Annotated in this window: 18 protein-coding genes and 1 pseudogene; 3 read left to right on the top strand and 16 right to left on the bottom strand. The window is 73.4% G+C overall.

From position 1 onward, the window contains the following. Positions 1-44 precede the first annotated feature (44 nt). The 7 genes from alaS to ACQP03_RS12825 form a co-directional block, all read right to left on the bottom strand. Positions 45-2,723: an alanine--tRNA ligase gene (gene alaS / locus ACQP03_RS12855; RefSeq protein ID WP_357133486.1), complete on the bottom strand. Its 2,679-nt coding sequence runs from the start codon at positions 2,721-2,723 to the stop codon at positions 45-47. Next, the gene (locus tag ACQP03_RS12850) at positions 2,720-3,025 is read right to left on the bottom strand and encodes a hypothetical protein (protein WP_355053621.1); all 306 of its coding nucleotides are present in this window, start codon (positions 3,023-3,025) and stop codon (positions 2,720-2,722) included. Before ACQP03_RS12850 ends, alaS begins: the two co-directional genes overlap by 4 nt. Positions 3,026-3,053: 28 nt before the next feature. After that, a complete protein-coding gene (locus ACQP03_RS12845; RefSeq protein ID WP_355053620.1) occupies positions 3,054-3,518 on the bottom strand; it encodes a DUF948 domain-containing protein in 465 nt (154 codons plus the stop codon). A 139-nt stretch (positions 3,519-3,657) separates the two neighbouring features. Continuing rightward, positions 3,658-4,353 (bottom strand): hypothetical protein, encoded by a 696-nt coding sequence (locus ACQP03_RS12840; protein ID WP_357133527.1) that lies wholly within the window; start codon positions 4,351-4,353, stop codon positions 3,658-3,660. 1,633 nt (positions 4,354-5,986) lie between these two features. Beyond that, the gene (locus ACQP03_RS12835; RefSeq protein WP_433460919.1) at positions 5,987-6,832 is read right to left on the bottom strand and encodes a hypothetical protein; all 846 of its coding nucleotides are present in this window, start codon (positions 6,830-6,832) and stop codon (positions 5,987-5,989) included. Then, the gene (locus tag ACQP03_RS12830; protein WP_357133489.1) at positions 6,829-8,403 is read right to left on the bottom strand and encodes a replication-associated recombination protein A; all 1,575 of its coding nucleotides are present in this window, start codon (positions 8,401-8,403) and stop codon (positions 6,829-6,831) included. Before ACQP03_RS12830 ends, ACQP03_RS12835 begins: the two co-directional genes overlap by 4 nt. Positions 8,404-8,478: 75 nt before the next feature. Continuing rightward, positions 8,479-8,691: a hypothetical protein gene (locus tag ACQP03_RS12825; RefSeq protein ID WP_357133491.1), complete on the bottom strand. Its 213-nt coding sequence runs from the start codon at positions 8,689-8,691 to the stop codon at positions 8,479-8,481. Positions 8,692-8,982: 291 nt separating this feature from the next. Between ACQP03_RS12825 and ACQP03_RS12820 the strand changes: the two genes are divergently transcribed. Beyond that, positions 8,983-9,723 (top strand): GNAT family N-acetyltransferase, encoded by a 741-nt coding sequence (locus ACQP03_RS12820; protein ID WP_433460918.1) that lies wholly within the window; start codon positions 8,983-8,985, stop codon positions 9,721-9,723. 88 nt (positions 9,724-9,811) lie between these two features. On the opposite strand, the pseudogene ACQP03_RS12815 reads toward ACQP03_RS12820, so the two are convergent. From ACQP03_RS12815 to aspS, 4 genes and pseudogenes are all read right to left on the bottom strand, one after another. After that, positions 9,812-11,053 (bottom strand): annotated as a pseudogene (locus ACQP03_RS12815) (MFS transporter); the annotation flags it as partial. A gap of 114 nt (positions 11,054-11,167) precedes the next feature. Beyond that, complete coding sequence (locus ACQP03_RS12810) at positions 11,168-11,785, bottom strand: ArsR/SmtB family transcription factor (protein ID WP_433460917.1); 618 nt, start codon at positions 11,783-11,785, stop codon at positions 11,168-11,170. Positions 11,786-11,849: 64 nt separating this feature from the next. Next, a complete protein-coding gene (locus ACQP03_RS12805) occupies positions 11,850-12,659 on the bottom strand; it encodes an SDR family oxidoreductase (protein WP_433460916.1) in 810 nt (269 codons plus the stop codon). A gap of 90 nt (positions 12,660-12,749) precedes the next feature. Then, positions 12,750-14,555 carry an aspartate--tRNA ligase gene (gene aspS, locus ACQP03_RS12800; protein WP_357133499.1) on the bottom strand — a complete coding sequence of 602 codons (1,806 nt, stop codon included), beginning with the start codon at positions 14,553-14,555 and terminating at the stop codon, positions 12,750-12,752. Positions 14,556-14,710: 155 nt separating this feature from the next. Here aspS and ACQP03_RS12795 point away from each other — a divergent pair, with 155 nt between their 5' ends. Continuing rightward, positions 14,711-15,430, top strand: a complete 720-nt coding sequence (locus ACQP03_RS12795) for a DUF998 domain-containing protein (protein ID WP_433460915.1) — start codon at positions 14,711-14,713, stop codon at positions 15,428-15,430. Between the two features lie 63 nt (positions 15,431-15,493). Here ACQP03_RS12795 and ACQP03_RS12790 read toward each other — a convergent pair whose 3' ends face one another. Next, positions 15,494-16,537 (bottom strand): S1 family peptidase, encoded by a 1,044-nt coding sequence (locus ACQP03_RS12790; RefSeq protein WP_357133503.1) that lies wholly within the window; start codon positions 16,535-16,537, stop codon positions 15,494-15,496. A gap of 434 nt (positions 16,538-16,971) precedes the next feature. Continuing rightward, a complete protein-coding gene (locus tag ACQP03_RS12785; RefSeq protein ID WP_357175763.1) occupies positions 16,972-17,448 on the bottom strand; it encodes a winged helix-turn-helix transcriptional regulator in 477 nt (158 codons plus the stop codon). A gap of 55 nt (positions 17,449-17,503) precedes the next feature. Here ACQP03_RS12785 and ACQP03_RS12780 point away from each other — a divergent pair, with 55 nt between their 5' ends. Beyond that, positions 17,504-18,010, top strand: coding sequence for a PaaI family thioesterase (locus tag ACQP03_RS12780; protein ID WP_433460914.1), 507 nt, complete (start codon positions 17,504-17,506; stop codon positions 18,008-18,010). A gap of 105 nt (positions 18,011-18,115) precedes the next feature. Here ACQP03_RS12780 and ACQP03_RS12775 read toward each other — a convergent pair whose 3' ends face one another. The 3 genes from ACQP03_RS12775 to ACQP03_RS12765 all read right to left on the bottom strand — a co-directional run bounded on the left by ACQP03_RS12775 (position 18,116) and on the right by ACQP03_RS12765 (position 21,240). Further along, positions 18,116-19,057: an acyl-ACP desaturase gene (locus ACQP03_RS12775; RefSeq protein ID WP_357133509.1), complete on the bottom strand. Its 942-nt coding sequence runs from the start codon at positions 19,055-19,057 to the stop codon at positions 18,116-18,118. Positions 19,058-19,128: 71 nt separating this feature from the next. Continuing rightward, positions 19,129-20,457, bottom strand: a complete 1,329-nt coding sequence (gene hisS, locus ACQP03_RS12770; protein WP_433460913.1) for a histidine--tRNA ligase — start codon at positions 20,455-20,457, stop codon at positions 19,129-19,131. Positions 20,458-20,529: 72 nt separating this feature from the next. After that, positions 20,530-21,240: an MBL fold metallo-hydrolase gene (locus ACQP03_RS12765; protein WP_357133513.1), complete on the bottom strand. Its 711-nt coding sequence runs from the start codon at positions 21,238-21,240 to the stop codon at positions 20,530-20,532. Between the last annotated feature and the right edge of the window lie 5 nt (positions 21,241-21,245).

Below are 21,245 nucleotides of genomic sequence, written 5' to 3'. Positions count from 1 at the left end.
CAGGGCGGACCATTCGGTCCGCCCTGGTCGAAACTGACCGTCCATCACGCCTCGGTGATCGCCTTCTCGACGGTGAGCAGCAGGTTCGGTGCCTCGGTCGCGGGCAGACCGCCACCCTGGGCCAGGTCGGGGCTCCCCCCGCCGCGCCCGGAGAACGCCGCCTTCACCAGGTCCGACGCGGTGAGGCCCCGGCTGCGGGCCGCCGCGTTGACCGCCACCACCAACGACGCCTTGCCGTTCGACCGGGCCGCCACGGCGACCACCGCCGGCCGCGCCGGGTCGATCTTGCCGCGAATCTCCTGGGCGAGGGTCCGTACGTCGTTGCCGGCCGCGCCCTCGGGCGCCTCGGTTCCCACGTACGCCACCCCGCGCACGTCCTTCGCCTGCGCGGCGAGCGCGCCCGCCCCACCCAGCACCAACTGGGCGCGCAGCTTCTCCAGCTCCTTCTCCGCGTCCCGGAGCTGGGTGACCGTCTGCTCCACCCGGTCGGCGACCTGGTCGTTGGGCACCCGGTACAGCTCGGCCAGCCGGGACACCAGCAGGTGCTCCTTGGCCAGGAAGCCGAACGCGTCCATGCCGACCAGCGCCTCGACCCGGCGTACGCCGGAGCCGATCGACGACTCGGAGAGGATCTTCACGAGCCCGAGCTGCGCCGAGCGGGCCACGTGCGTGCCGCCGCACAGCTCCCGGGCGTAGTCGCCCACCTCGACGACCCGCACCTCCTCGCCGTACTTCTCGCCGAAGAGCGCCATCGCGCCGATCCGCCGCGCCTCGTCCAGCGACGTGATGAAGGCGTGCACCTCCAGGTCGGCCAGCAACACCTCGTTGACCTGCTGCTCCACGTCGCGCAGGACGGTCGGCGACACACCCGTCGGGGTGTTGAAGTCGAACCGCAGCCGGCCCGGCGCGTTCAACGAACCCGCCTGGGTGGCCGACTCGCCAAGGAAGTTGCGCATGGTCTGGTGCACCAGGTGGGTGGCCGTGTGCGACCGGGAGATCGCCCGCCGCCGGGTGGTGTCGATCTCGGCGTAGCCGGTGTCGCCGGGGTGCACCTCACCCCGGAGGACGCGGGCCCGGTGCACGATCAGGCCCGGCACCGGTTGCTGCACGTCGAGCACCTCGACCTGGCCGTCGCCGACCGTGATGATGCCGTGGTCGGGCTGCTGGCCGCCGCCCTCGGCGTAGAACGGGGTCGTGTCGAGCACCAACTCGACCAGCTCACCCTCGGTCGCCGCCGCGCGCGGGCCGTCCGAGCCCAGCAGCGCCCGCACCCGCGACTCGCGGGCCACCTCGCTGTAGCCGGTGAACGTCACCGGGCCGCCCTCGTCGAGCACCGACCGGTACGCCGACACGTCGGTGTGCCCGGTCTTGCGCGCCTGCGCGTCCGCCTTGGCCCGGGTCCGCTGGTCGGCCATCAGCCGGCGGAAGCCCTCGTCGTCGACCTTCAGGCCCTGCTCGGCCGCGATCTCCAGGGTCAGGTCGATCGGGAAGCCGTACGTGTCGTGCAGCTGGAACGCCTTCGCCCCGGACAGCGCCGTGCCACCCGCCGTACGGGTCTCGGCGATCGCCGTGTCCAGGATCGTCGTGCCGGCGCGCAGGGTCGACAGGAACGCCTCCTCCTCCGCGTACGCGTACTGCGCGATGCGGTCGAAGTCGGTCGCCAGCTCCGGGTACGAGGGGGCCATGCAGTCCCGCGCGACGGGCAGCAGTTCGGGCAGCGCCCGGTCCTGCCAGCCCAGCAGGCGGATCGACCGGATCGCCCGACGCATGATCCGCCGCAGCACGTACCCGCGGCCCTCGTTGCTCGGCGTCACGCCGTCGCCGATCAGCATCAGCGCGGTGCGCACGTGATCCGCGACCACCCGCAGCCGGACGTCGTCCGGGTGCGACTCGCTCGCCACGTGCCCGGAGTGCGCGCCGTACCGCTTGCCGGTCAGCTCGGCCGCCCGGGCGAGGATGGGTCGTACCTCGTCGATCTCGTACAGGTTGTCGACGCCCTGCAGGATCGAGGCCATCCGCTCCAGGCCCATGCCGGTGTCGATGTTCTGCGCCGGCAGGTCACCCAGGATCGGGTAGTCCTCCTTGTTGGTACCCGGTCCCCGCTCGAACTGCATGAACACGAGGTTCCAGTACTCCATGTACCGGTCCTCGTCGACCGCCGGACCACCCTCGGCGCCGTACTCCGGGCCGCGGTCGTAGAACAGCTCCGACGACGGACCGCACGGTCCGGGGATGCCCATGGACCAGAAGTTGTCCGCCTTGCCGCGCCGCACGATCCGCTCCGCCGGCACACCCACCGACCGCCAGATCTCGTACGCCTCATCGTCATCGAGGTAGATGGTCGGCCAGATCCGCTCCGGATCAAGCCCGTAGCCACCCTCGGCGATCGGCTTCGTGGACAACTCCCACGCCAGGGGAATCGCCCCGGCCTTGAAGTAGTCGCCGAAGGAGAAGTTGCCGTTCATCTGGAAGAACGTGCCGTGCCGGCTGGTCTTGCCGACCTCGTCGATGTCCGGGGTGCGGATGCACTTCTGCACGCTGACCGCCCGCTGGTACGGCGGGGTCTGCTGGCCCAGGAAGTAGGGCACGAACTGCACCATGCCGGCGTTGACGAACAGCAGGTTCGGATCGCTGATGGCGGGCAGCGGAGCGGACGGCACCACGGCATGGCCGTTCGCCTCGAAGTGCGCGAGGTACCGCCGCTTGATCTCCGCCGTCTTCATCGCTGGTGTTCCTCCGGAAAAATCTCTCTATCGCCGATCCGCGGGGACTCCCGCAGCTCGGCGAACTGGTCGTCGAACGCCTCGCCCTGGACGAACGCCTGGTGAATCTCCTGCTCGCGCTCGGCCATCCCGACCCGCACGTCCTCCACGAAGCTACGCACCGACTCCACCAGGCTGCCAGCGGATTCCGACAACGAGCTGGCGATGCCGGCCGGGGTGTACGCCTGCGCGGTCCGGGTCGCCCTGCGGACCACCACCACGCCGACGGCCACGCCGATGCCGAGCCAGAACAACCGCTTCATGTCGCGCTACCTCCTGTGGCCGGGTCGGTCAACGGTTGCCGCGCCGGGCGGCCCGCCGCTGCTGCTTGATGGTGTCGCGCACCTCGCGCTCGGTCTCGGCGTGCCGGCGGCTGGCGGCGGCCCGGCGCACGCTGTAGCCGAAGGCGGCCACCTTGACCAGCGGGTTCGCGGCCGCGGCGGAGACCACCGTCGCCAGGTTGGCGACGTTGGCGGTGACGTTCTGGGCGTGGCTGGTCATCGTGTCGACCTTCGCCAACTGCAGGTTCACACCGTCGAGCGAGGTCTGCACCTGCTCCAGCGCCACGTTGACGTTCTTCACCGTGGTGTTGACGTCGCCGAGCAGCGGTCCCGTCCGGTCGTTGAGGTCGTTGATCATCCGGGTGGTGGCGTCCACCGTGTGCCGCAGCCGAAGGATCGGCAGCGTCAGGATGAGCACCAGCACCGCGAACGCGCTCGCCGCGATCAGCGCCGCGACCGCCAGAATGTCGCCCACGCGTCTCCTCCTCAAGCAGATTTCCGCCGGACCCGACGTCCCCGGAACGCACAACCGTGGTGCCCACCGAACCCACCGAACCGTCGCCGGCCGGCGCGTCCGCCAGCCCCAGACCCTACCGTCCGTGATGGAGAGCGGCTCAGGACGGTGAGGGTGTCACATCGCCCAGCGGATCCCCGCTGACCGTCGGGAACGGATCCTCCCCGGTCAGTGACGGATCGGTGCTGGGCTGCGGCCTGGTCCGCTCGTCGTCGATCGCGTTGCGCACCTTCACCGACACCAACGAGCCGGCGCACTCCCCCGCAGCGGCCGACGGCTCGGGGGACGGCACGATCGCCGGCTCCCCGTCGACCGGCGGCGGTACGCAGGCCGGCGCGCGCACCCACAGGTCGAGGGTCAACTCGTCCTGACGCCAGCACGTGTAACTGCCCTTGGTCTCCTGCTCGGGGCAGCGGCCCACCTTCCACGGCCGCCAACCATCGCCGCGCAGCGCCTCCTCGTAGACCTTCGCCGTCTCCTCCGGCGACTTCTCGGAGGTGACGGTGCGCTCGCGCAGCCGACAGTCGAGCAGGCACCAACGGCTGCCGCTGACGTCGTCGACCGTCTTCGTCGCGGCCCATGAGGGCACATTGAGCTGGTCGAGGTTGTCGAACACCGGGTCCCTGCTGAGGGTGCGGAGGCCGAAGAAGAGGGGCACCGCGCCGAGCAGCACGATGCTGACCAGCGCCAGGACGGCGACCCGCAGCCGGCGTCGTTCGCGCGACTGCCGGTGCTGCTCGGAGCGGGCGCCCGGGGCCGCGTCCTCGTCGTCGGCGACGTCGCCGGCCGCGCGCAGCGCCGGCCCGTCGACCGGTTCGGACGGTGGCCGGTCCACCGGGCCAGCCGCACCCGGCGGCACGACCGCGGCACGGGCGACCGGTTCGCCGGTACGACCGGACGGCGGCACCGGGGCGACACCGCTGGGCTCGGGACGGCCGCCCTCGCGGGGCGGCGGCAGCGCCCGGCCCGCGGCGCGGTCCGCCGGACGTGGGGCGGCGGCACGCGCGGTCGCGGGTGATCCGGGGCCGGCTTGCTCGACGCCCGTCCGAACGTCGCCACCGGGTGGCTGGGCGACGCCCGGGGGCGGACGGCGGCACGCGCCGGGCCATCCGGTCGGGGCGCGGCGTCCGAACCGACGCCCGGCGGGACCGCCGCGCGAGCCGGACCATCCGGGCGGGGCCGGGCCGTACCAGGTCGGGGTGGCGCGTCCGGACCGACGCCAGGTCGTACCCCGGCACGAGCCGCACCCTGCGGATCGACGCCGGGTGGGACAGCGGCGCGGGCCGCGGCGTCCGGACCGACGCCCGGCGGCGTCGCCGCGCGAGCGGAACCATCGGCGTTCCGCGGCACCGCGGCGCGGCCCGGACCCTCGGGGCGGGACCGGAGCGGGCCGTCCCCGCGTGGACCGGGCGGGCTGTCGGGACCGGCGCCCGGCGGCACCGCCGCGCGCGCCGGTCCGTCGGGGCGGGCCACGCCGGGCCGGGGTGGACCATCGGTCCCACGGCGGCCGGCGCCGGAGACCGGCGCGTCGTCGGGCGCAAGCCGGGCCCGGCCACCGGGTGGGCCGGAGCGGACGCCGCGCACGGGCGCGCCGGGCCCGGGTCGTCCGCCGCCGGGCGGACCGGCGTACGAGTCGTCACCGCGCTCGCCCGCCGGGCCGGGCCGCCCCTCGGCAGCCGGCTCGGCCGACGGGCGGCGACGACGGTTGATCGGGTCCGGGGCGGTGCTCGGAGCACTCCGACGGCCGACCGGGCGCTCCCCCGGGGCCGGCGGCTGCGGCACGGGACCGCTCGGGTGCTCGCCGGTGGTTTCCGGGGCGCGGGCGGCCCGGCGGCCGGTGGGAGCGTCCGCGCCCGGGTCGGCGGGCGGCCCGGCGGCCCGGCGGCCGGTGGCCCGCTCCGCGGCCGGATCGGGTACGGCGAGTGGAGCACCGGAGCGGTCGTTCAGGTCACCGGCGGGCGGTGGGCCGGTACGGCGGCCGGCGGGCCGCTCCGCAGGCTGCCCGCCGGCCCCTCGACGGTTGACCACCGGCAGGCCCGGGTCGGTGTGCGGCAGCCGGCCGGCCTGACGCAGCCAGTCCGCCGGCCGCTCCGGACGGTCCCGGCGTTCCGGCTGCGGCTCACCGCCGGTCGCCGCGCGTCGGTCCTGCTCGTCGGGGACCGCCCGACGGCGACCGGTGCCGTCGGTGGCCGGGCCGCCGGTGGGGACAGCGCCGCTGGGCGACGCGTCGGGCAGCGGCGGGGCGTTGCCCGTGCGGGGAACCGCCGGCTCGTCCGGTTCGGCGGCACGACGGTGACCACCCCCGGCGGGGCGGGGTGGCTCCGGCGCGCCCGGGTCGACCGGCCCGGGACGACGCCGGGCCGTACGCGGGTCGTCGGCGATCGCGGGGTCGGGTCGCAGTCCGTCGGCGACCTGCGGGGCGACACCGGTCACGGGTCCGTCGAAGCGGGCAGCGCCACCGGCGGGCCGCGCCGGTTCGGGCGTACGACGTCCGGGCTGCGGGCCGTCACCGCTGAGCGGCCGGCCGCCCGCGCCCGGCTCGGGCGCGGGTCGACGGCCCGGCGGTACGGCGTCGGGCCGGCGCAGTGGCGGCGCGGCTTCCGCCCGGCCGGCGGGCGCGGGGACCTCGGGACGGGGGCCGGTCGCAGCGCCCACGGCCGGTGCCCCCAGCGGCGGGCCGGACGGCCCGACGGTCGGACGCGCTCGCGCGGGGCCGGCCGGAGCGCCGCCCCTCGGTCGGGGGCCGGCGGGGTCGGCCGGGTCACCGCCGCCCGGACGGACGGACGGCGGCGTACGCGGGCCCGCGGCGGCGCGCGGGTCGACGCCGGGAACTGGCTGGTTGCCGCGCGGCGACGGCGGACCGGAGACGCCGGCCGGCCCAAGCTCACGCGGGCGCTCAACCGGCGCCCGGTCGGCGGGCGGGCGGGCGTCCGGGCGGCGACCGGGCGGGGGCGTCTCGCCGGGCCAGGGTCCGTCGACACCTCGGCGCGCCCCGGCGGCCTCGGTGTCCGGCCGGCGCGGGCCGGGGGCGCGTCCGGGGGCGTCGGCACGCCGGCACGCGGCGGCACCGGCTCAACCGGAACCCCGTCCGGGCCCAGCTCGCCCCGTTGCTGCTTGGCCGAACGCAAGTCGTCGATCCAGCCGAACTCCTCGCCGGCTACCGGCTCCTCCGGCTCGGCCTCGGCTCGGCCTCGACCCCAGCGGCGGCCCTTGGCGCGGGGATCACGCCGCTCGTCCGGGCCCTCGTCGGGGCGGTCGGCACCACGCGATCTCACTGTTGACCCTCTCCTGCGGCGTTCGTGCCGCCGTCCTGCGTCGTAGCGGCACCATCCACACCCGTGACCGCCCGGCCGTTCCGACCAGCAAGCGCCGTCCCCGGCTGCGGCGTTACCGAATCCCCGGCGGCCGGCGCGGCCGTGGCGGCCGGTCCGGCCGTCGCGGGCGGACTTTCCGGGCGGGCCGGCGGGACCGGCAGCCCGCGCACGATCCGGCGCAGCAGCGGCAGCCGCGTCGCCACGGACCGTTCCGCCCCGTGTGGGCCGGGCTGGTAGTAGTCGACGCCCACCAGGTCGTCGGGGACGTACTGCTGGGTGACCACGCCGCGCTGGTCGTCGTGCGGGTAGCGGTATCCGGTGCCGTGGCCCAACCCGCGGGCGCCGGCGTAGTGCGCGTCACGCAGACCCCGGGGCACCGGACCGCCCCGCCCGGCCCGTACGTCGGCGATGGCAGCGCCGATCGCGGTGGTGGCCGAGTTCGACTTCGGCGCGGTGGCCAGGTGGATCACGGCCTGGGCCAGGTTGAGCTGCACCTCGGGCAGGCCGACGTACTCCACCGCGTGCGCGGCGGCGGTGGCCACGCTCAGCGCGGTGGGGTCGGCCATGCCCACGTCCTCGCTCGCGAAGATGACGAGTCGTCGGGCGATGAACCGGGCGTCCTCCCCGGCGACCAGCATCCGGGCCAGCCAGTGCACGGCGGCGTCGACGTCCGAGCCGCGCATGCTCTTGATGAAGGCGCTGATCACGTCGTAGTGGGCGTCGCCGTCGCGGTCGTACCGCACCGCCGCCACGTCGACCGCCTGCTCGGCGGTGGCCAGGTCGATGCGCCCGGCGCCGAGGGCCGTGGCGGAGGCCGCCGCCGCCTCCAGCGCGGTCAACGCCTTGCGGACGTCACCGGCGGCGAGCCGGACGAGATGGTCCTCGGCATCGGTGGCCAGGGTGAGCGCGCCGCCCAGGCCGCGCCCGTCGGCGACCGCGCGGCGCAGCAGGCCGCGTACGGCGTCGTCGTCGAGCGGTTGCAGGGTGAGCAGCACGCACCGCGAGAGCAATGGCGAGATGACCGAGAAGTACGGGTTCTCGGTGGTCGCCGCGAGGAGCGTGACCGTCCGGTCCTCGACGGCGGCGAGCAGCGAATCCTGCTGGGTCTTGCTGAACCGGTGCACCTCGTCGATGAACAGCACCGTCTGCGGGCCGCCCGAACGGCGCTGACGACGGGCCGTCTCGATCACCGCGCGGACGTCCTTGACGCCGGCGGACAGCGCCGACATGGCGACGAAACGGCGGTCGGTCGCGCCGGCCACCAGGTGCGCGATGGTCGTCTTGCCACTACCGGGCGGACCCCAGAGGATGACCGACATCGGCGCACCGCCGGAGACCAGTTGCCGCAGCGGCGCGCCGGGGGCCAGCAGGTGGTCCTGCCCGATCAGCTCGTCCAGGCTCGCGGGTCGCATGCGGACAGGCAGGGGCGAATCGTCCGCTACCGGAGTGAAGCCGTCTACACCGGCGGGACCCTCGGGCGCGCCACGCGACCCGGTGGGGGCACCGAGGGAGAAGAGAGCGTCGGACTCCATCACGAAGACAGTACCGGGCCCGACCCGAGACGCCGGAATCGCGCTACGGGCCGGGCCACCGCTGATCGGTCTCGGTCAGCCACGGCCGGGGCGACGACCCCGGTACCAGCGACCGCCACCACCGCCGCGCGGCCCGCTGCCGACGCCGCCCAGGTAGAGCGCGAGCAGGAAGAGGCCGATGAGTACGAGGGTGTTCCAGTTGAACAGGTCGGGCGCGCCGAAGTTGGTGTCGAACAGGTCGATCAGCAGGGCGAAGCCAAAGACGATGGCCGCGAGAATGGCGAGCATATCGGTCCTCCGGTGGGGGTTCCCAGTAGGTCGGCGCGTGATGTACCCAATCGGTCGACCCGCCAATCTCCACCGTGGATCTGCTGCGTACCCCACCGGCCGGTCGCCGCTCACCTCGCTCCGGCCCCGTCGCGCAACTTCGGTGAAGTTGCTGCCTCCGGCGCCACTGAAGCAGCAACATCCCCGACGTTGTGACGATCTTGGCGGCGCGGTACGACACACCGGCCGTCGAGCGGGGCACATCGCCAGCCCGGCTTGGTTGCCGGTACGCCGACACCTAGGCTGAACTGCATGATCGTCGACGACCAGGTGCTCCACGACCGGGCCGCCATCCTGGCCGCCGCCGGCCACCACCCGTTCGCCCGACACGCGCTCGGCGGCCGCCCGTCGGCGCGCGGCTACCGGCGCGAGGGGGCCGTGCTGTGGCTGCTGCCGCCCGAGCACGGGTCAGCCGGCTGCGCGATCGGCCCGCCCGAGCCGGCGATCGAGATGTGTGTCGCGCTGGTCGCCGGAGGGACGTTGCTCCCGGGCCAGCGGCTGCACCTGCCCCAGCACGACCGCGAACAACTGTCCGACCGACTGTCGGTGACCGAACACCGGGACTGGGTCTTCCACTGGACCTCGACGCCGCCGCCGCTCCAGCCGGACGAGGAGCGGGTCGTAAGGCTCACCGACAGCGACCGCCCCGCCATGGAGGCGCTGATCGACGAGGCGTTTCCGAGCACCACCTCCCGCCCGACCGATCCACGCGTGGTGGCCTGGTACGGCATCCGCGCCGGCGACCGGCTGGTGGCATGCGGGGCGGATCGCAGTCAGGGCGAGATCGGTTTCCTCGCCGGTCTGACCGTAGCCCCGGACCAGCGGGGTCGCGGCCTTGGCGCGGCGCTTACCGCCGGGATGACTCGGGCTCTGCTGGCCCGCTACGACACCGTGGGGCTCGGCGTCTATCCGAGCAATGTCGGCGCGATACGGCTCTACCGTCGGCTCGGCTTCACCGACACCCTCCCGCTCGCCTCGATCCGCCTCACCTGAAAGCACCGGAAGGGGCCACCCGTCCAGGACCGGCGGCCCCTCCCCCTCATCGATCGGCGGCTACGGGAATCGTGACCGGTTCGGCGACGGGGGTTGCCCGCCGGTCGGCCCGCCAGGCGGGCAGGTAGAGCGGGGCCGCGACGGCCAGCACGACCGCGCCGACCACCATCGCCGTACCCACGCTGGTGCTGGCCGCGAGCGCGGTCAGCACGACTCCGCCGAGCGCGGCGGCCGGCTGCGCCATCATCGAGTTCAGCGAGAGCACGCTGGTGCGGTACGGGCCGTCGACCTGGCGGTGCAGCAGGCCACTGTGCAGCGGGTTCGACGCGCCGTGCACGGCGTAGCAGGCCAGGTAGGCGACGAGCACCCCGACCGGGCCGGCGAGCAGTCCCATCCCGACGACCGTCGCCCCCTGCAGGATGCGCAGCAGGGCCGCGCCCGGCGCCGCCCCGGGCCAGCGCAGCAGTAGCGGGGTGAGCGCCGCGCCGGCCGCGTTGGCGATCCAGGCGGCGGAGCTGGCCGGGCCGAGCAGCGCGGCGGCGCGTTCCGGGTCGCCGACCACCTCGGCGAGCCGGACCGGCAGCAGCGATTCGAAGGTGATCATGCCGAAGCCCCAGAACAGCTCCACCGCCACCAATGCGAGCAGTACCCGGGATCGGCGCAGCAGGCCGACCGCCTGGCCGATCATGCGGGGGGCCTGCGTCACCGACGCGCGCACCGCCGCCAGACCGGTGGTCGGGCGCTCCTCGACCAGCAGGACCAGCAACGCGCCGAGCGCCACCGCCTGCGCGAGGAGCGCGGCCAGCACCGGCACGGTGAGGGCGCTGACCGGGCCGAGCGGCCCGAGCGCGACCAGTCCGCCGCTGAGCAGGGCCCCGCCGCCGATGGCGATCCCGACGACGGTGCCGGCGTAGCCGAGGCCCTTCTCGTACTCGGCCTGCGGGTCGGCGGCCAGCGTGGCGTCGACGTACCAGGACTCCAGGGGGCCGCTGTCGAGCGCCCGGTAGACGCCCTGCAGGGCCCAGACCAGGAAGAACAGCGCGAACGAGTCGGCCACCGCGAACACCGCGAGGGAGGCGAGGTTGAGAACCCCGGCGGCGAGCAGGACCGGCTTGCGCCCGAGGGCGTCGGCGAATCCACCGGTGGGCAGCTCCAGCGCGAGCACCAGCAGCCCCTGCGCGGTGCTGACCAGGCCGATCTGCGGCAGCGACAGGCCGCGCTCCTGCATCAGCAGGATCAGCACCGGGATCAGCAGGCCCGTGGGCAGCCAGCGCAGGCCGTACAGCGTGAGGTAGCGACGCCGGACCTGGCGTACGGTGAGCGCGCTCACGACGTCACCTCCATTCGCGACTGCGGGGCTCGCAAACCCGACTCACTCCTCACGCTCACGACGCCACCTCCATTCGCGACTGCGGGGCTCCCAAACCCGACTCACTCCTCGGGCTCATCGGGGACCGTCCAGCAGCGGATAGGCGGCCAGGAAGACCTGCACCGGGCGGGCCTGCGGGTCGGCGGGCTCGGCCGCGTCGACCGACTCGGCCTCGCGGTGGTACCGCTCCAGCACCTGCCACACCTCCGCCTTGAGCGCCTCCAGCCGCTCAGGCGGGACGGTCAGGAAGATGTCGCCCATGCCAAAGGCGTCCCGCCAGGCGGGGGACCACTCGTGCTGATTGGCGAACCAGCGGTCGGCGTGTTCGACGAGGAGGCGCACCTGGTCGCCCTGGATCCACTCGATAGCGGCACGGGCGTCGGGGTCGTCGTCGAAGTCGCTCGGCTCCCAGCTCGTGACGTCGTGCGCGGCCTGCCACCAGCGCTGCCGTCCGCTGCCCCGGTCGGGATCCTCGGTGACCAGCCCGACCTCGGCGAGTTGGCGCAGGTGGTAGCTGGTCGCGCCGGTGTTGGTGCCGAGAAGTTCGGCGAGGGTGGTGGCGGTGGCGGGCCCGTTCACCCGCAGGGCACCGACCAGTCGCATCCGCAGCGGGTGCGCGAGCACCCGGACCTGCCGCTTGTCGATCCGCACCTCCCGGGGGGTCGGCTGCGGGGTCGCTTCGTCATTCGCCATGACTGCACACTATCTCTGCACACTTTCTATGCACAAGAGTTGTGCATAGAAAGTGTGCACGATGTCAAGCGAGGAGTTCCCGTACCCCGCGCAGGCGGGTCCGCAGCAGGCCGGCGGCGCGGGCGGAGTCGAGGCGTACGCCGCTGGGGCGCACGACACCGACGGCGGCGGCCGTGGTGGTCTTCAGTCCTGTCGCGTCCAGCCCGAACCGCTCGGCGACCAGCAGGCCCAGCTCGGCCCGGCTGACCGCGTCGACACCGGCCACGTTGAGCAGACCGGCGTACGACGATTGGGCCAGCTCCAGCACGGCGTCGGCCAGGTCGGTGACGTCGACCGGGCACCGGACCTCGTCGGTGAACAGCACGGCCCGCCCGGCGAGCGCGTCGCGGCAGAGCTGGATCTGTTTGCTGCCCTCCCCCAGGATCAGCGAGGTACGCACCAGCGCCGCACCGGGATCGATCGCGCGCACGGCGGTCTCGGCCGCCGCCTTCGCGGCCCCGTACGCGTTGACCGGGCTGGGTGGCTCGTCGTCGGCGTACGGCTGGGGTCGGCCGCCGTGCAGCGCGTCGCTGGACAGGTGCACCAGCCGGGCACCCACCTGGGCGGCGGCGAGGGCCACGTGGGCGGCGCCGTCGGCGGTGACCGTCCAGTCGTCGTACCGGTTGGGGGTCGCGACCACGGCGTCCGGCCGCACCTCGGCGACCAGCGCGCGCACGGCGGCGCGGTCGGTCACGTCCAACCGCCGCGCCGCGACCCCCGGCACCCCGATCTCACCGGAGTGAAACGTCCCGACGACCGAAAGCCCCACGCGTACGCCCCGCCGACAAACCTCCCGCCCGAGAAACCCACTACCCCCGACGACAAGCACCCGCATCCCGGCCCACTCCCCCGTTGATCAAGAGGTTCGCGTCATCTCGCGGGGCGATGATGACGCAAACCTCTTGATCAACCAAACAGGGACGGGTTAGACCGGGTCGGCCACCGGGGCGGCCGGGCCGGCGGTGCCGGTGTGGGCCGCAGGCGCGGGCTTGGGCTTGGCGTCGATGCCGGCCTCGGCGCGCTGCTGGGCGGTGATCGGGGTGGGCGCGCCGGTCAGCGGGTCGAAGCCGCCCCGGGTCTTCGGGAACGCGATGACCTCGCGGATGGAGTCCGCGCCGGCCAGCAGCATGCAGACCCGGTCCCAACCGAACGCGATGCCGCCGTGCGGCGGGGCGCCGTACTTGAACGCCTCCAGCAGGAAGCCGAACTTGTCCTGCGCCTCCTCCGGGGTGATGCCCAGCAGGTCGAAGACCCGCTTCTGCACGTCACCCCGGTGGATACGGATCGACCCGCCGCCGATCTCGTTGCCGTTGCAGACAATGTCGTACGCGTAGGCCAGGGCCCGGTCCGGCGCCTCCTCGAACCGGTCCACCCACTCCGCGTTCGGCGAGGTGAACGGGTGGTGCACGGCCGTCCACGCGCCCTCGTCCGTCTTCTCGAACATCGGGGCGTCGACCACCCAGCAGAACGCCCAGGCGCTCTCATCGATCAGGCCGGAGCGCTTGGCGATCTCGACCCGGGCAGCGCCGAGCAGCTCCTGCGCCTCACGGGTGGTCGTGCTCGCGGCGAAGAAGACCGCGTCGCCCGGCTTCGCGCCGACCGCGTCGGCGAGCCCGCCCAGGTGCTCGGCGGAGAGGTTCTTGGCCACCGGTCCGCGCGCCTCGCCGGTCTCGGCGTCCAGCACCACGTACGCCAGGCCCCGCGCGCCGCGCGCCTTGGCCCAGTCCTGCCAGCCGTCCAGCTCCTTGCGGGTCTGGGCCGCGCCACCGGGCATCACCACCGCGCCGACGTAGCCGCCCGCGTCGATCGCCCCGGCGAACACCCGGAACTCGGTGCCGCGCAGGTAGTCGGTCAGTTCGGTCAGCTCGACGCCGTAGCGCAGGTCCGGCTTGTCCGAGCCGTACCGGGCCATCGCGTCGTGCCAGGTGATCCGCGGGATCGGTCGGGTGATCTCGTGCCCGGCCAGGTCCTGCCAGAGCGCCGAGACGATCGCCTCGCCGAGGTCGATCACGTCGTCCTCGGTGACGAAGGACATCTCGATGTCGAGCTGGGTGAACTCCGGCTGCCGGTCGGCGCGGAAGTCCTCGTCGCGGTAGCAGCGGGCGATCTGGTAGTACCGCTCCATGCCGCCGACCATCAGCAGCTGCTTGAAGAGCTGCGGCGACTGCGGCAGCGCGTACCAGCTGCCGGGCTGCAACCGCACCGGCACCAGGAAGTCCCGGGCGCCCTCCGGGGTCGACCGGGTCAGCGTCGGCGTCTCGATCTCCAGGAAGTCCCGCTCGTGCAGCACGCCGCGGGCGAGCTGGCTGGCGCGCGAGCGCAGCCGCAGCGCGTTCGCCGGGCCGCTGCGGCGCAGGTCCAGGTAGCGGTACTTGAGCCGGATGTCGTCACCGGCCTCGACCTGGTCGTCCACCGGCAGTGGCAGCGGCGCGGCCTCGGAGAGCACCTCCAGCGCGGCGGCGGTCACCTCGACCTCGCCGGTGGGCAGGTCGGGGTTCTCGTTGCCCTCGGGGCGGCGGGTCACCTCGCCGGTGACCTTCACGCAGAACTCGTTGCGCAGCGCGTGCGCGTCCTCCTCGCGGAACACCACCTGCACGACGCCGGAGCCGTCACGCAGGTCGACGAAGATGACACCGCCGTGGTCGCGCCGGCGGGCCACCCACCCGGCGAGCGTCACCGTCGAGCCGGCGTCCGCGGCGCGCAGGCTTCCGGCATTGTGGGTACGGATCACGGCTGGCAACTCCTCATCGTGGAACAGTCCTCACCCCGCATTCTGTCAGGGGTGGCCGGGCCCGCTGGGGGGCACCCGGCAGCCCGGCCCGATTCGCTGGTGGACGAGCCGGCGAACCCCGGGCAGCGGGCCCCGACGCCGGTTAGCGTGGCCTGATGCGCGCCGTACCGAACTGGGGCGTCGCCACGGCGGTCGCCGCGCCGGTGCTGCTGGTGGGCGGCTGGACGGTCGCGGGCGCCCGGCAACCCGCCGGGTACGACCCGATCCGCGACACCATCAGCGAACTGGCCGGGCATGACGCCACCGACGCCTGGATCATGATCAGTGCCCTGGCGCTGCTCGGGTGCTGTTACCTGGCGACCGCCGCGGTGCTGCACGCGGCCGGGCTACCCAGCCGTTTCCTGCTCGCCGTCGGCGGCGTGGCCACCATCGCGCTCGTCGCCTTTCCCCGGCCGACGGTCGGCGGCTCGCTCAGCCACGGCATCGTGGCGACCATCGCCGTCCTGGCGCTGGCGCTCTGGCCGGCCGGGTCGGCGCTGCGGCTGTCGCGTGGCCCGGACGCCGCGCATCCACGCACGCCGCAACCGCCCTGGGCGTTCCGGCGCGGCGTGGCGTTGAGCGCCACGCTGGTGCTGCTGGCCCTGTTCGGCTGGTTCGCGTTCGAGGTGACCAGCGGATCCCGGACCGGCCTGGCCGAACGGGTGACGGCGGTGGGCGTCTCGCTCTGGCCGCTGCTGGCGGTGCTCTCGGCGCGCCGGGCGCATCTCGCGTGGGCCGCCGCCGGCACCACGCCAGTCGGACCGGCAGTGCCGACGACCGGTGTCGTACCCCCGGATTCGTTGCTGCCGACGGACGGGCCCGACCGGCTCGCGTGAGCCGACCCGCACGCGCGACGCGGGCCGCCGGAGTGCCCCGGCGGCCCGCGTGCGGTACGTCGATCAGAAGACGCTGACGCCGTAGACGCTCAGCGGCTCGGTGACCGGCTGGAAGAAGGTGGTACCGCCGGTGCGGCAGTTACCGCTGCCGCCGGAGGTGAGGCCGAGCGCGGTGCTACCGGAGAAGAGCGAGCCACCGCTGTCGCCACCCTCGGCGCAGACGTTGGTGCGGATCAGGCCGGAGACCGAGCCCTCGGCGTAGTTCACCGTGGCGTTGGTCGCCGTCACCGAGCCGCTGCGCAGGCCCGTGGTGCTGCCGGAGCGCTGCACCGACTGGCCGACCGACGCGTTGCCGGCGCCGGTGATGTCCCGGTAGCTGCCGTTGTAGAGGTAGACGTTACCGGCGGCGTTCGCCGAGTTGCTGTGCCGCACGATGCCGTAGTCGTTGCCCGGGAAGCTGGTGCCGGTACGGGTGCCGAGCAGGCTGGTCTGGCTCGAGTTCGAGTACCAGTTGCTGCCGAGGTTGGTGCAGTGCCCGGCGGTCAGGAAGTAGTAGGTGCTGCCGCTGCGCACGTTGAAGCCCAGCGAGCAGCGGTAACCGCCGGTGTAGATGGCCTGGCCACCGGAGATCCGGGTGCTCAGCACGCCGGCCTCGGCCTCGACCCGCACCGCGCCGTTGGCGCGCGCGGCGGCCGCCTTGACCCGCTCCAGCTTGGCGCCGGTGACGGTGCTGTCGACGGAGACGACCACCTGGTTGGTGATCGGGTCGCTCCACCAGGCGGTGCCCGGGATCTTCGCCGAGCGCTCCAGCTCGGCGGTGGCCCGGTTGAGCTCGGCGGCGCCGCGGGTGACGTACCGGACGCTCGCTCCGGCCTTGCTGACCGCGCTCGCGGCGGCGGCGTCGGTCACCGTGACGACGGTCTTGCCGCTGGCGTCGATGTACGAGCCGGCGGAGCGGTCACCGAGCTGAGCGGAGAGGGCCGCGCCGGCGTCGGGCGAGGCGGCGGGGGCGGCCTGGGCGGGTGCGCCGATGAGCGAGCCGACGACCAGGGTTCCGGTCACGGCGACGGTCGCCGCAACACGGAAGGAGGACCTCGTGGGTCGCATGTAACAAACCTCCTGGGCGGGGGAGACGGGTCTGGCCGGGGATGGCTGACCCGAGGGCAACCCGGCCGATCTGCGAAAACCGGTCGAGTGAACTGAAGTATTCACATACTTAAGATCATTAACAAGATCTGGTTTCGCCCGAATTCGTCGAACGTCACCGAGGACGTCGGCGCAACACCATCGACACACTCGGGGACATCTACCGTCACACCCCGACGACCGCCGGATCCCTTTCGGACAGCGCCGGGCAACGGAGGCGGTTGACGCCACAACAGGCGGACGCGTGCCACGCCGGCCCGCCCGTTCCGACGGCCGTCTACGACGCCGGCAAGCCCGGCGGACGCGTGCCACGCCGGCTCGTCCGGGCGGACACGTGTGACGCCGGCTCGTCCGGGCGGACACGTGTGACGCCCCGGGATGGGCGGCCGGCGGCGTCAGGGGTCGCGGCGGCGCGCGCCGGGCCCCGGGCGGGGCAGCACGTCACGCGGGTCCCGCACCTCGTGCCCGTCGGCGCAGCGCAGCTCGGCGCGCACCTCGGCGCCGCAGTCGCGGTGCTCCACCCGCAACGGCGCGCCCTCGGCGTCGGCCAGGTACCTGTCGCCCCAACCGAGCACGGCGACGAGCACGGGCCAGAGGGCGAGGCCCATCTCCGTCAGTCGGTACTCGTGGCGCAGTCGGCTGCCGGGCTCCCGGTACGGCTCGCGACGAAGGACGCCCCGCTCGACCAGCAGGGCCAGCCGGTTGGTGAGAACCTGCCTGGGGATCCCGGTACGGACCCGCATGTCGTCGAAGCGTCGTACGCCGCTGAACACCTCGCGCAGCACCACCATGGTCCACCGCTCGCCGAGGATCTCCATCGCGCGGGCGATGGTGCAGTTCTCCACCGACCAGTCCAGTGCCGCGGGCCTCATCCGACCAGGCTAGGTCTCATTGACAGACTCAGCAACATCCTGCGACGCTGCGTCCATGACACAGACTCAGGAGCCGGCGCGCAGCCGTACCTTCACCTGGTCGGACCCGGCGGCCAACGCGGCGCAGGTCGGTCGGCGCAGCGGCCTCGACATGCTTCGCGCGATGATCGCGGGGGAACTGGCCGCGCCCCCGGTGATGCACCTGCTCGACATGGCCCGCATGGAGGCCGACGAGGGGCGGGTCGTCGTCGAGCTGACCCCCCAGGAGTTCCACTACAACCCGCTGGGCACCGTGCACGGCGGCGTCCTCTCGACACTGCTGGACACCGCCGCCGCCTGCGCCGTACACACCACGCTGCCCGCCGGGGTCGGCTACACCTCGCTGGACCTGAACGTGAAGTTCCTCCGGCCGGTCACCGTCGCGAGCGGCACGTTGAGCTGCGAGGGCACCGTCCTGCAACGCGGACGCCGCACGACCCTGGCCGAAGCCCGCCTAACGGACGCGCAGAGCCGCCTGGTAGCCCACGCCACCAGCACCTGCCTGATCCTCCCCCTCCCCTAACCCCACCCCTTTGCCGTCGATCTTGCAGTTCCTGTCGCCGAAACGCGGGCTGCGCCCCGATTCGTGACAACAGAAAGTGCAAGATCGACGGGGTGCAGGTGGGGGTTAGCGCTGGGCCAGGCGGGCGGCTCGGGCGTCGCGCTTTTCTTCGAAGCGGGACGCCGCGCGGTCCAGGGCGTCGAGCTGGGTGGCGAGTTGTTCGCGGGCGGCTTCGCCGTCGGCGTCGAGGCCGGTGACGTTGAAGACGTCCCACTGGCGCAGCACCGGCTGCAACACCTCGTCGCGGTGCTGGCGCAGGTCGTAGATGCCGGCCAGGGCGATCGCCACCGACTTGCGGGCGAAGCCGTCGATGCCGCTGCCGGGCATCTGGAAGTCGGCGACGACATCGGCGACGGCCCGCATGGCCTGGCTCGGGGCCAGCTCGAACGCGGCGGCGAGCAGGTTCCGGTAGAAGACCATGTGCAGGTTCTCGTCGGCGGCCACCCGGGCCAGCAGCGCCTCGCAGGCGGGGTCGCCGGTGGCCTTGCCGGTGTTGCGGTGCGAGATCCGGGTGGCCAACTCCTGGAACGAGACGTACGCCAGCGAGTGCAGCACCTCGTCGCCGTGGGCGTTGGTGTAGCCCTCCGACATGTGCGTCATCCGGGCCCGCTCCAACGCCACCGGGTCGACGGCGCGGGTGACGGTCAGGTAGTCGCGGATCGCGACGCCGTGCCGGCCCTCCTCCGCGGTCCACCGGTGCACCCAGGTGCCCCAGGCGCCGTCGCGGCCGAACAGGGTGGCGATCTCGTGGTGGTACGAGGGCAGGTTGTCCTCGGTCAGCAGGTTCACGATCAGCGCGGTGCGGGCCACGTCCGGGATCGTCGAGTCGGTCGGCGACCACGCCTCGCCACCGAGCGGCCCGTCGAAGGTGCGCCCCTCGCTCCACGGCACGTACTCGTGCGGGAACCATTCCTTCGCCAACGAGAGATGGCGGTCCAGGTTGCGCGCGACTACCGGCTCCAGCTCGACGAGCAGGGCGGTCTGGCTCAGTGTGGTGCTCACGGTCACGAAGAACTCCCTACGGTGGCGTAACTTACGCTACCGTAGGTCCCCGCGACCGATAGCGCCAGTGGAAGCCCTCAGTTCACCGCCGGCCGGAGGTCGCCCGCCGGTGGCGTCCAGGCCTGCGCGTCGGCCGTGACCTGCTCACCGGAGCGGATGTCCTTCACCTCGTCCGCCGCGCCGTCGGTCCCCGGGAACCAGACGTACGGGATGCCCCGCCGCTCGGCGTACCGGATCTGCTTGCCGAACTTGGCCGCGCTCGGGGACACCTCGGTGGCGATCCCCCGCCGACGCAGCTCTGCCGCGATCTTGTCGCTGGCCGCGCGGTGCTCCTCGTCGGCGAGCGCCACCAGGACACAGGTGGGCACCGAACGGGAGACGGTCAGCTCCCCCGCCCCGAAGAGCAGCCCGAGCAGCCGGGTCACCCCGATCGAGATGCCCACACCGGGGTACGAGACGGCGCCGGCGCTGGCCAGGTTGTCGTACCGGCCGCCGGAGCAGATCGAGCCGAACCGCTCGTAGCCGCGCAGCTGGGTCTCGTAGACCGTGCCCGTGTAGTAGTCCAGACCGCGGGCGATGCGCAGGTCGGCCACGCAGAGTCCGGGCGAGTGCCCGGCCGCGGTCTCCACCACCCGGACCAGCTCGTCGACGCCCTCGTCCAGCAGCGGGTCGCTGACCCCGAGCGCGCGTACGGCGTCGGCGAACGAGGCGTCCGGCGCGGAGATCTCGGCCAACGCGAGGCACGCCTTGGCCTGCGCCTCGCTCGCCCCCGCGGTCTCGGCCAACAGCTCGACCACCTTCGCCGGGCCGATCTTGTCGAGCTTGTCGACGGTACGCAGCGCCGCCTCCGGGTCGGTCACCCCGGTGCCCCGGAAGAAGCCCTCCCAGATCTTGCGGTTGTTGACCTGGATGGTCACCGGCGGGATGGGCAGGGCGCGCAGCGCGTCCCCGATGACCAGCGGCATCTCCGCCTCGTGGTGCGGGGCGAGGGTGTCCCGGTCGACGATGTCGATGTCGGCCTGGACGAACTCCCGGTAGCGGCCCTCCTGCGGCCGCTCCCCCCGCCACACCTTCTGGATCTGGTAACGACGGAACGGGAAGGTGAGCTTGCCGGCGTTCTCCAACACGTAGCGGGCGAACGGCACGGTCAGGTCGAAGTGCAGCCCGAGCTGGTCATCACCGCCGGCGCCCTCGGCGTCGGCGTGCAGCCGCCGGATCACGTAGACCTCCTTGGAGGTCTCCCCCTTGCGCAGGAGCTGGTCCAGCGGCTCCACCGAGCGGGTCTCCAGGGGGGCGAACCCGTACAGCTCGAAGGTGTCGCGGATCTTGTCGAGCACGAACTGCTCGATCATCCGCTGACCGGGGGTCCACTCCGGGAACCCGGAGATGGGCGTGGGCTTGCTCATCGCGTACTCCTTGCGGTTCCGCGCCCATGGCGCGGTGGTGTCGTGGGTCCGCGCGCGGCGCGGACGAATGATCTAGAAACCCCGGGTGGGCGCGGCCGGCGACGTGCCGGCCACCTCGACGAGGTACGGGTTGCCGGCGCGCTCGCGGCCGATGGTGGTGCTCGGGCCGTGGCCGGGCAGCACGACGGTGTCGTCGGCCAGCGGGAGGATCTTGTCGCGCAGGCTGGCGAGCATGGCCGGCATGCTGCCGCCGGGCAGGTCGGTGCGGCCGATCGAACCGGCGAAGAGGACGTCGCCGGAGAGGCAGATCTCGTCCGCCTCCCAGCCCGACCCGGCGCCGGGCAGCCGGAACAGCACCGACCCGCCGGTATGGCCCGGCGCGTGGTCGACGGCGATCTCCAGGCCGGCGAGCGTGAGGGTGGCGCCGTCGGTCAACTCGGCCACGTCCTCCGGCTCGCTGTAGCTCAGCCGGCCGCCGAAGAGCGACGTCAGGTCGGCCGAGAGGCCCTTGGCCGGGTCGGCGAGCATCTCCCGGTCGCCGGGGTGCACGTACGCGGTGATCCCGCGGGCGTCGCAGACCGGCGCCACCGAGAACGTGTGGTCCAGGTGGCCGTGGGTGAGCAGCACAGCGGCCGGATGCAGGCGGTGCTCGGCGAGCAGCGCGTCGAGCTGGTCGAGCACCCCGATGCCGGGGTCGACCACCACGCACTGCTCCCCCGGCGCGGTGGCGACCACGTAACAGTTGGTGCCGAAGGCGTCCGCGGGAAAGCCGGCCACGAGCACGGGCG

This window comes from Micromonospora sp. CA-248212 (assembly GCF_050948405.1).
Lineage (GTDB): Bacteria > Actinomycetota > Actinomycetes > Mycobacteriales > Micromonosporaceae > Micromonospora.
The sequence above is the reverse complement of the archived record's forward strand: the minus strand, read 5'-3'. Positions and strand labels throughout refer to the sequence as shown.

Bases quoted from the DNA above. Each gene is read 5' to 3' on its own strand.
- ACQP03_RS12780 (WP_433460914.1), top strand. From the start codon at position 17,504: ATGACACAGACTCAGGAGCCGGCGCGCAGCCGTACCTTCACCTGGTCG.
- ACQP03_RS12785 (WP_357175763.1), bottom strand. From the start codon at position 17,448: ATGAGGCCCGCGGCACTGGACTGGTCGGTGGAGAACTGCACCATCGCC.
- ACQP03_RS12790 (WP_357133503.1), bottom strand. From the start codon at position 16,537: ATGCGACCCACGAGGTCCTCCTTCCGTGTTGCGGCGACCGTCGCCGTG.
- alaS (WP_357133486.1), bottom strand. From the start codon at position 2,723: ATGAAGACGGCGGAGATCAAGCGGCGGTACCTCGCGCACTTCGAGGCG.
- hisS (WP_433460913.1), bottom strand. From the start codon at position 20,457: ATGAGCAAGCCCACGCCCATCTCCGGGTTCCCGGAGTGGACCCCCGGT.
- ACQP03_RS12850 (WP_355053621.1), bottom strand. From the start codon at position 3,025: ATGAAGCGGTTGTTCTGGCTCGGCATCGGCGTGGCCGTCGGCGTGGTG.
- ACQP03_RS12820 (WP_433460918.1), top strand. From the start codon at position 8,983: ATGATCGTCGACGACCAGGTGCTCCACGACCGGGCCGCCATCCTGGCC.
- ACQP03_RS12795 (WP_433460915.1), top strand. From the start codon at position 14,711: ATGCGCGCCGTACCGAACTGGGGCGTCGCCACGGCGGTCGCCGCGCCG.
- ACQP03_RS12825 (WP_357133491.1), bottom strand. From the start codon at position 8,691: ATGCTCGCCATTCTCGCGGCCATCGTCTTTGGCTTCGCCCTGCTGATC.
- ACQP03_RS12830 (WP_357133489.1), bottom strand. From the start codon at position 8,403: ATGGAGTCCGACGCTCTCTTCTCCCTCGGTGCCCCCACCGGGTCGCGT.
- ACQP03_RS12810 (WP_433460917.1), bottom strand. From the start codon at position 11,785: ATGGCGAATGACGAAGCGACCCCGCAGCCGACCCCCCGGGAGGTGCGG.
- ACQP03_RS12805 (WP_433460916.1), bottom strand. From the start codon at position 12,659: ATGCGGGTGCTTGTCGTCGGGGGTAGTGGGTTTCTCGGGCGGGAGGTT.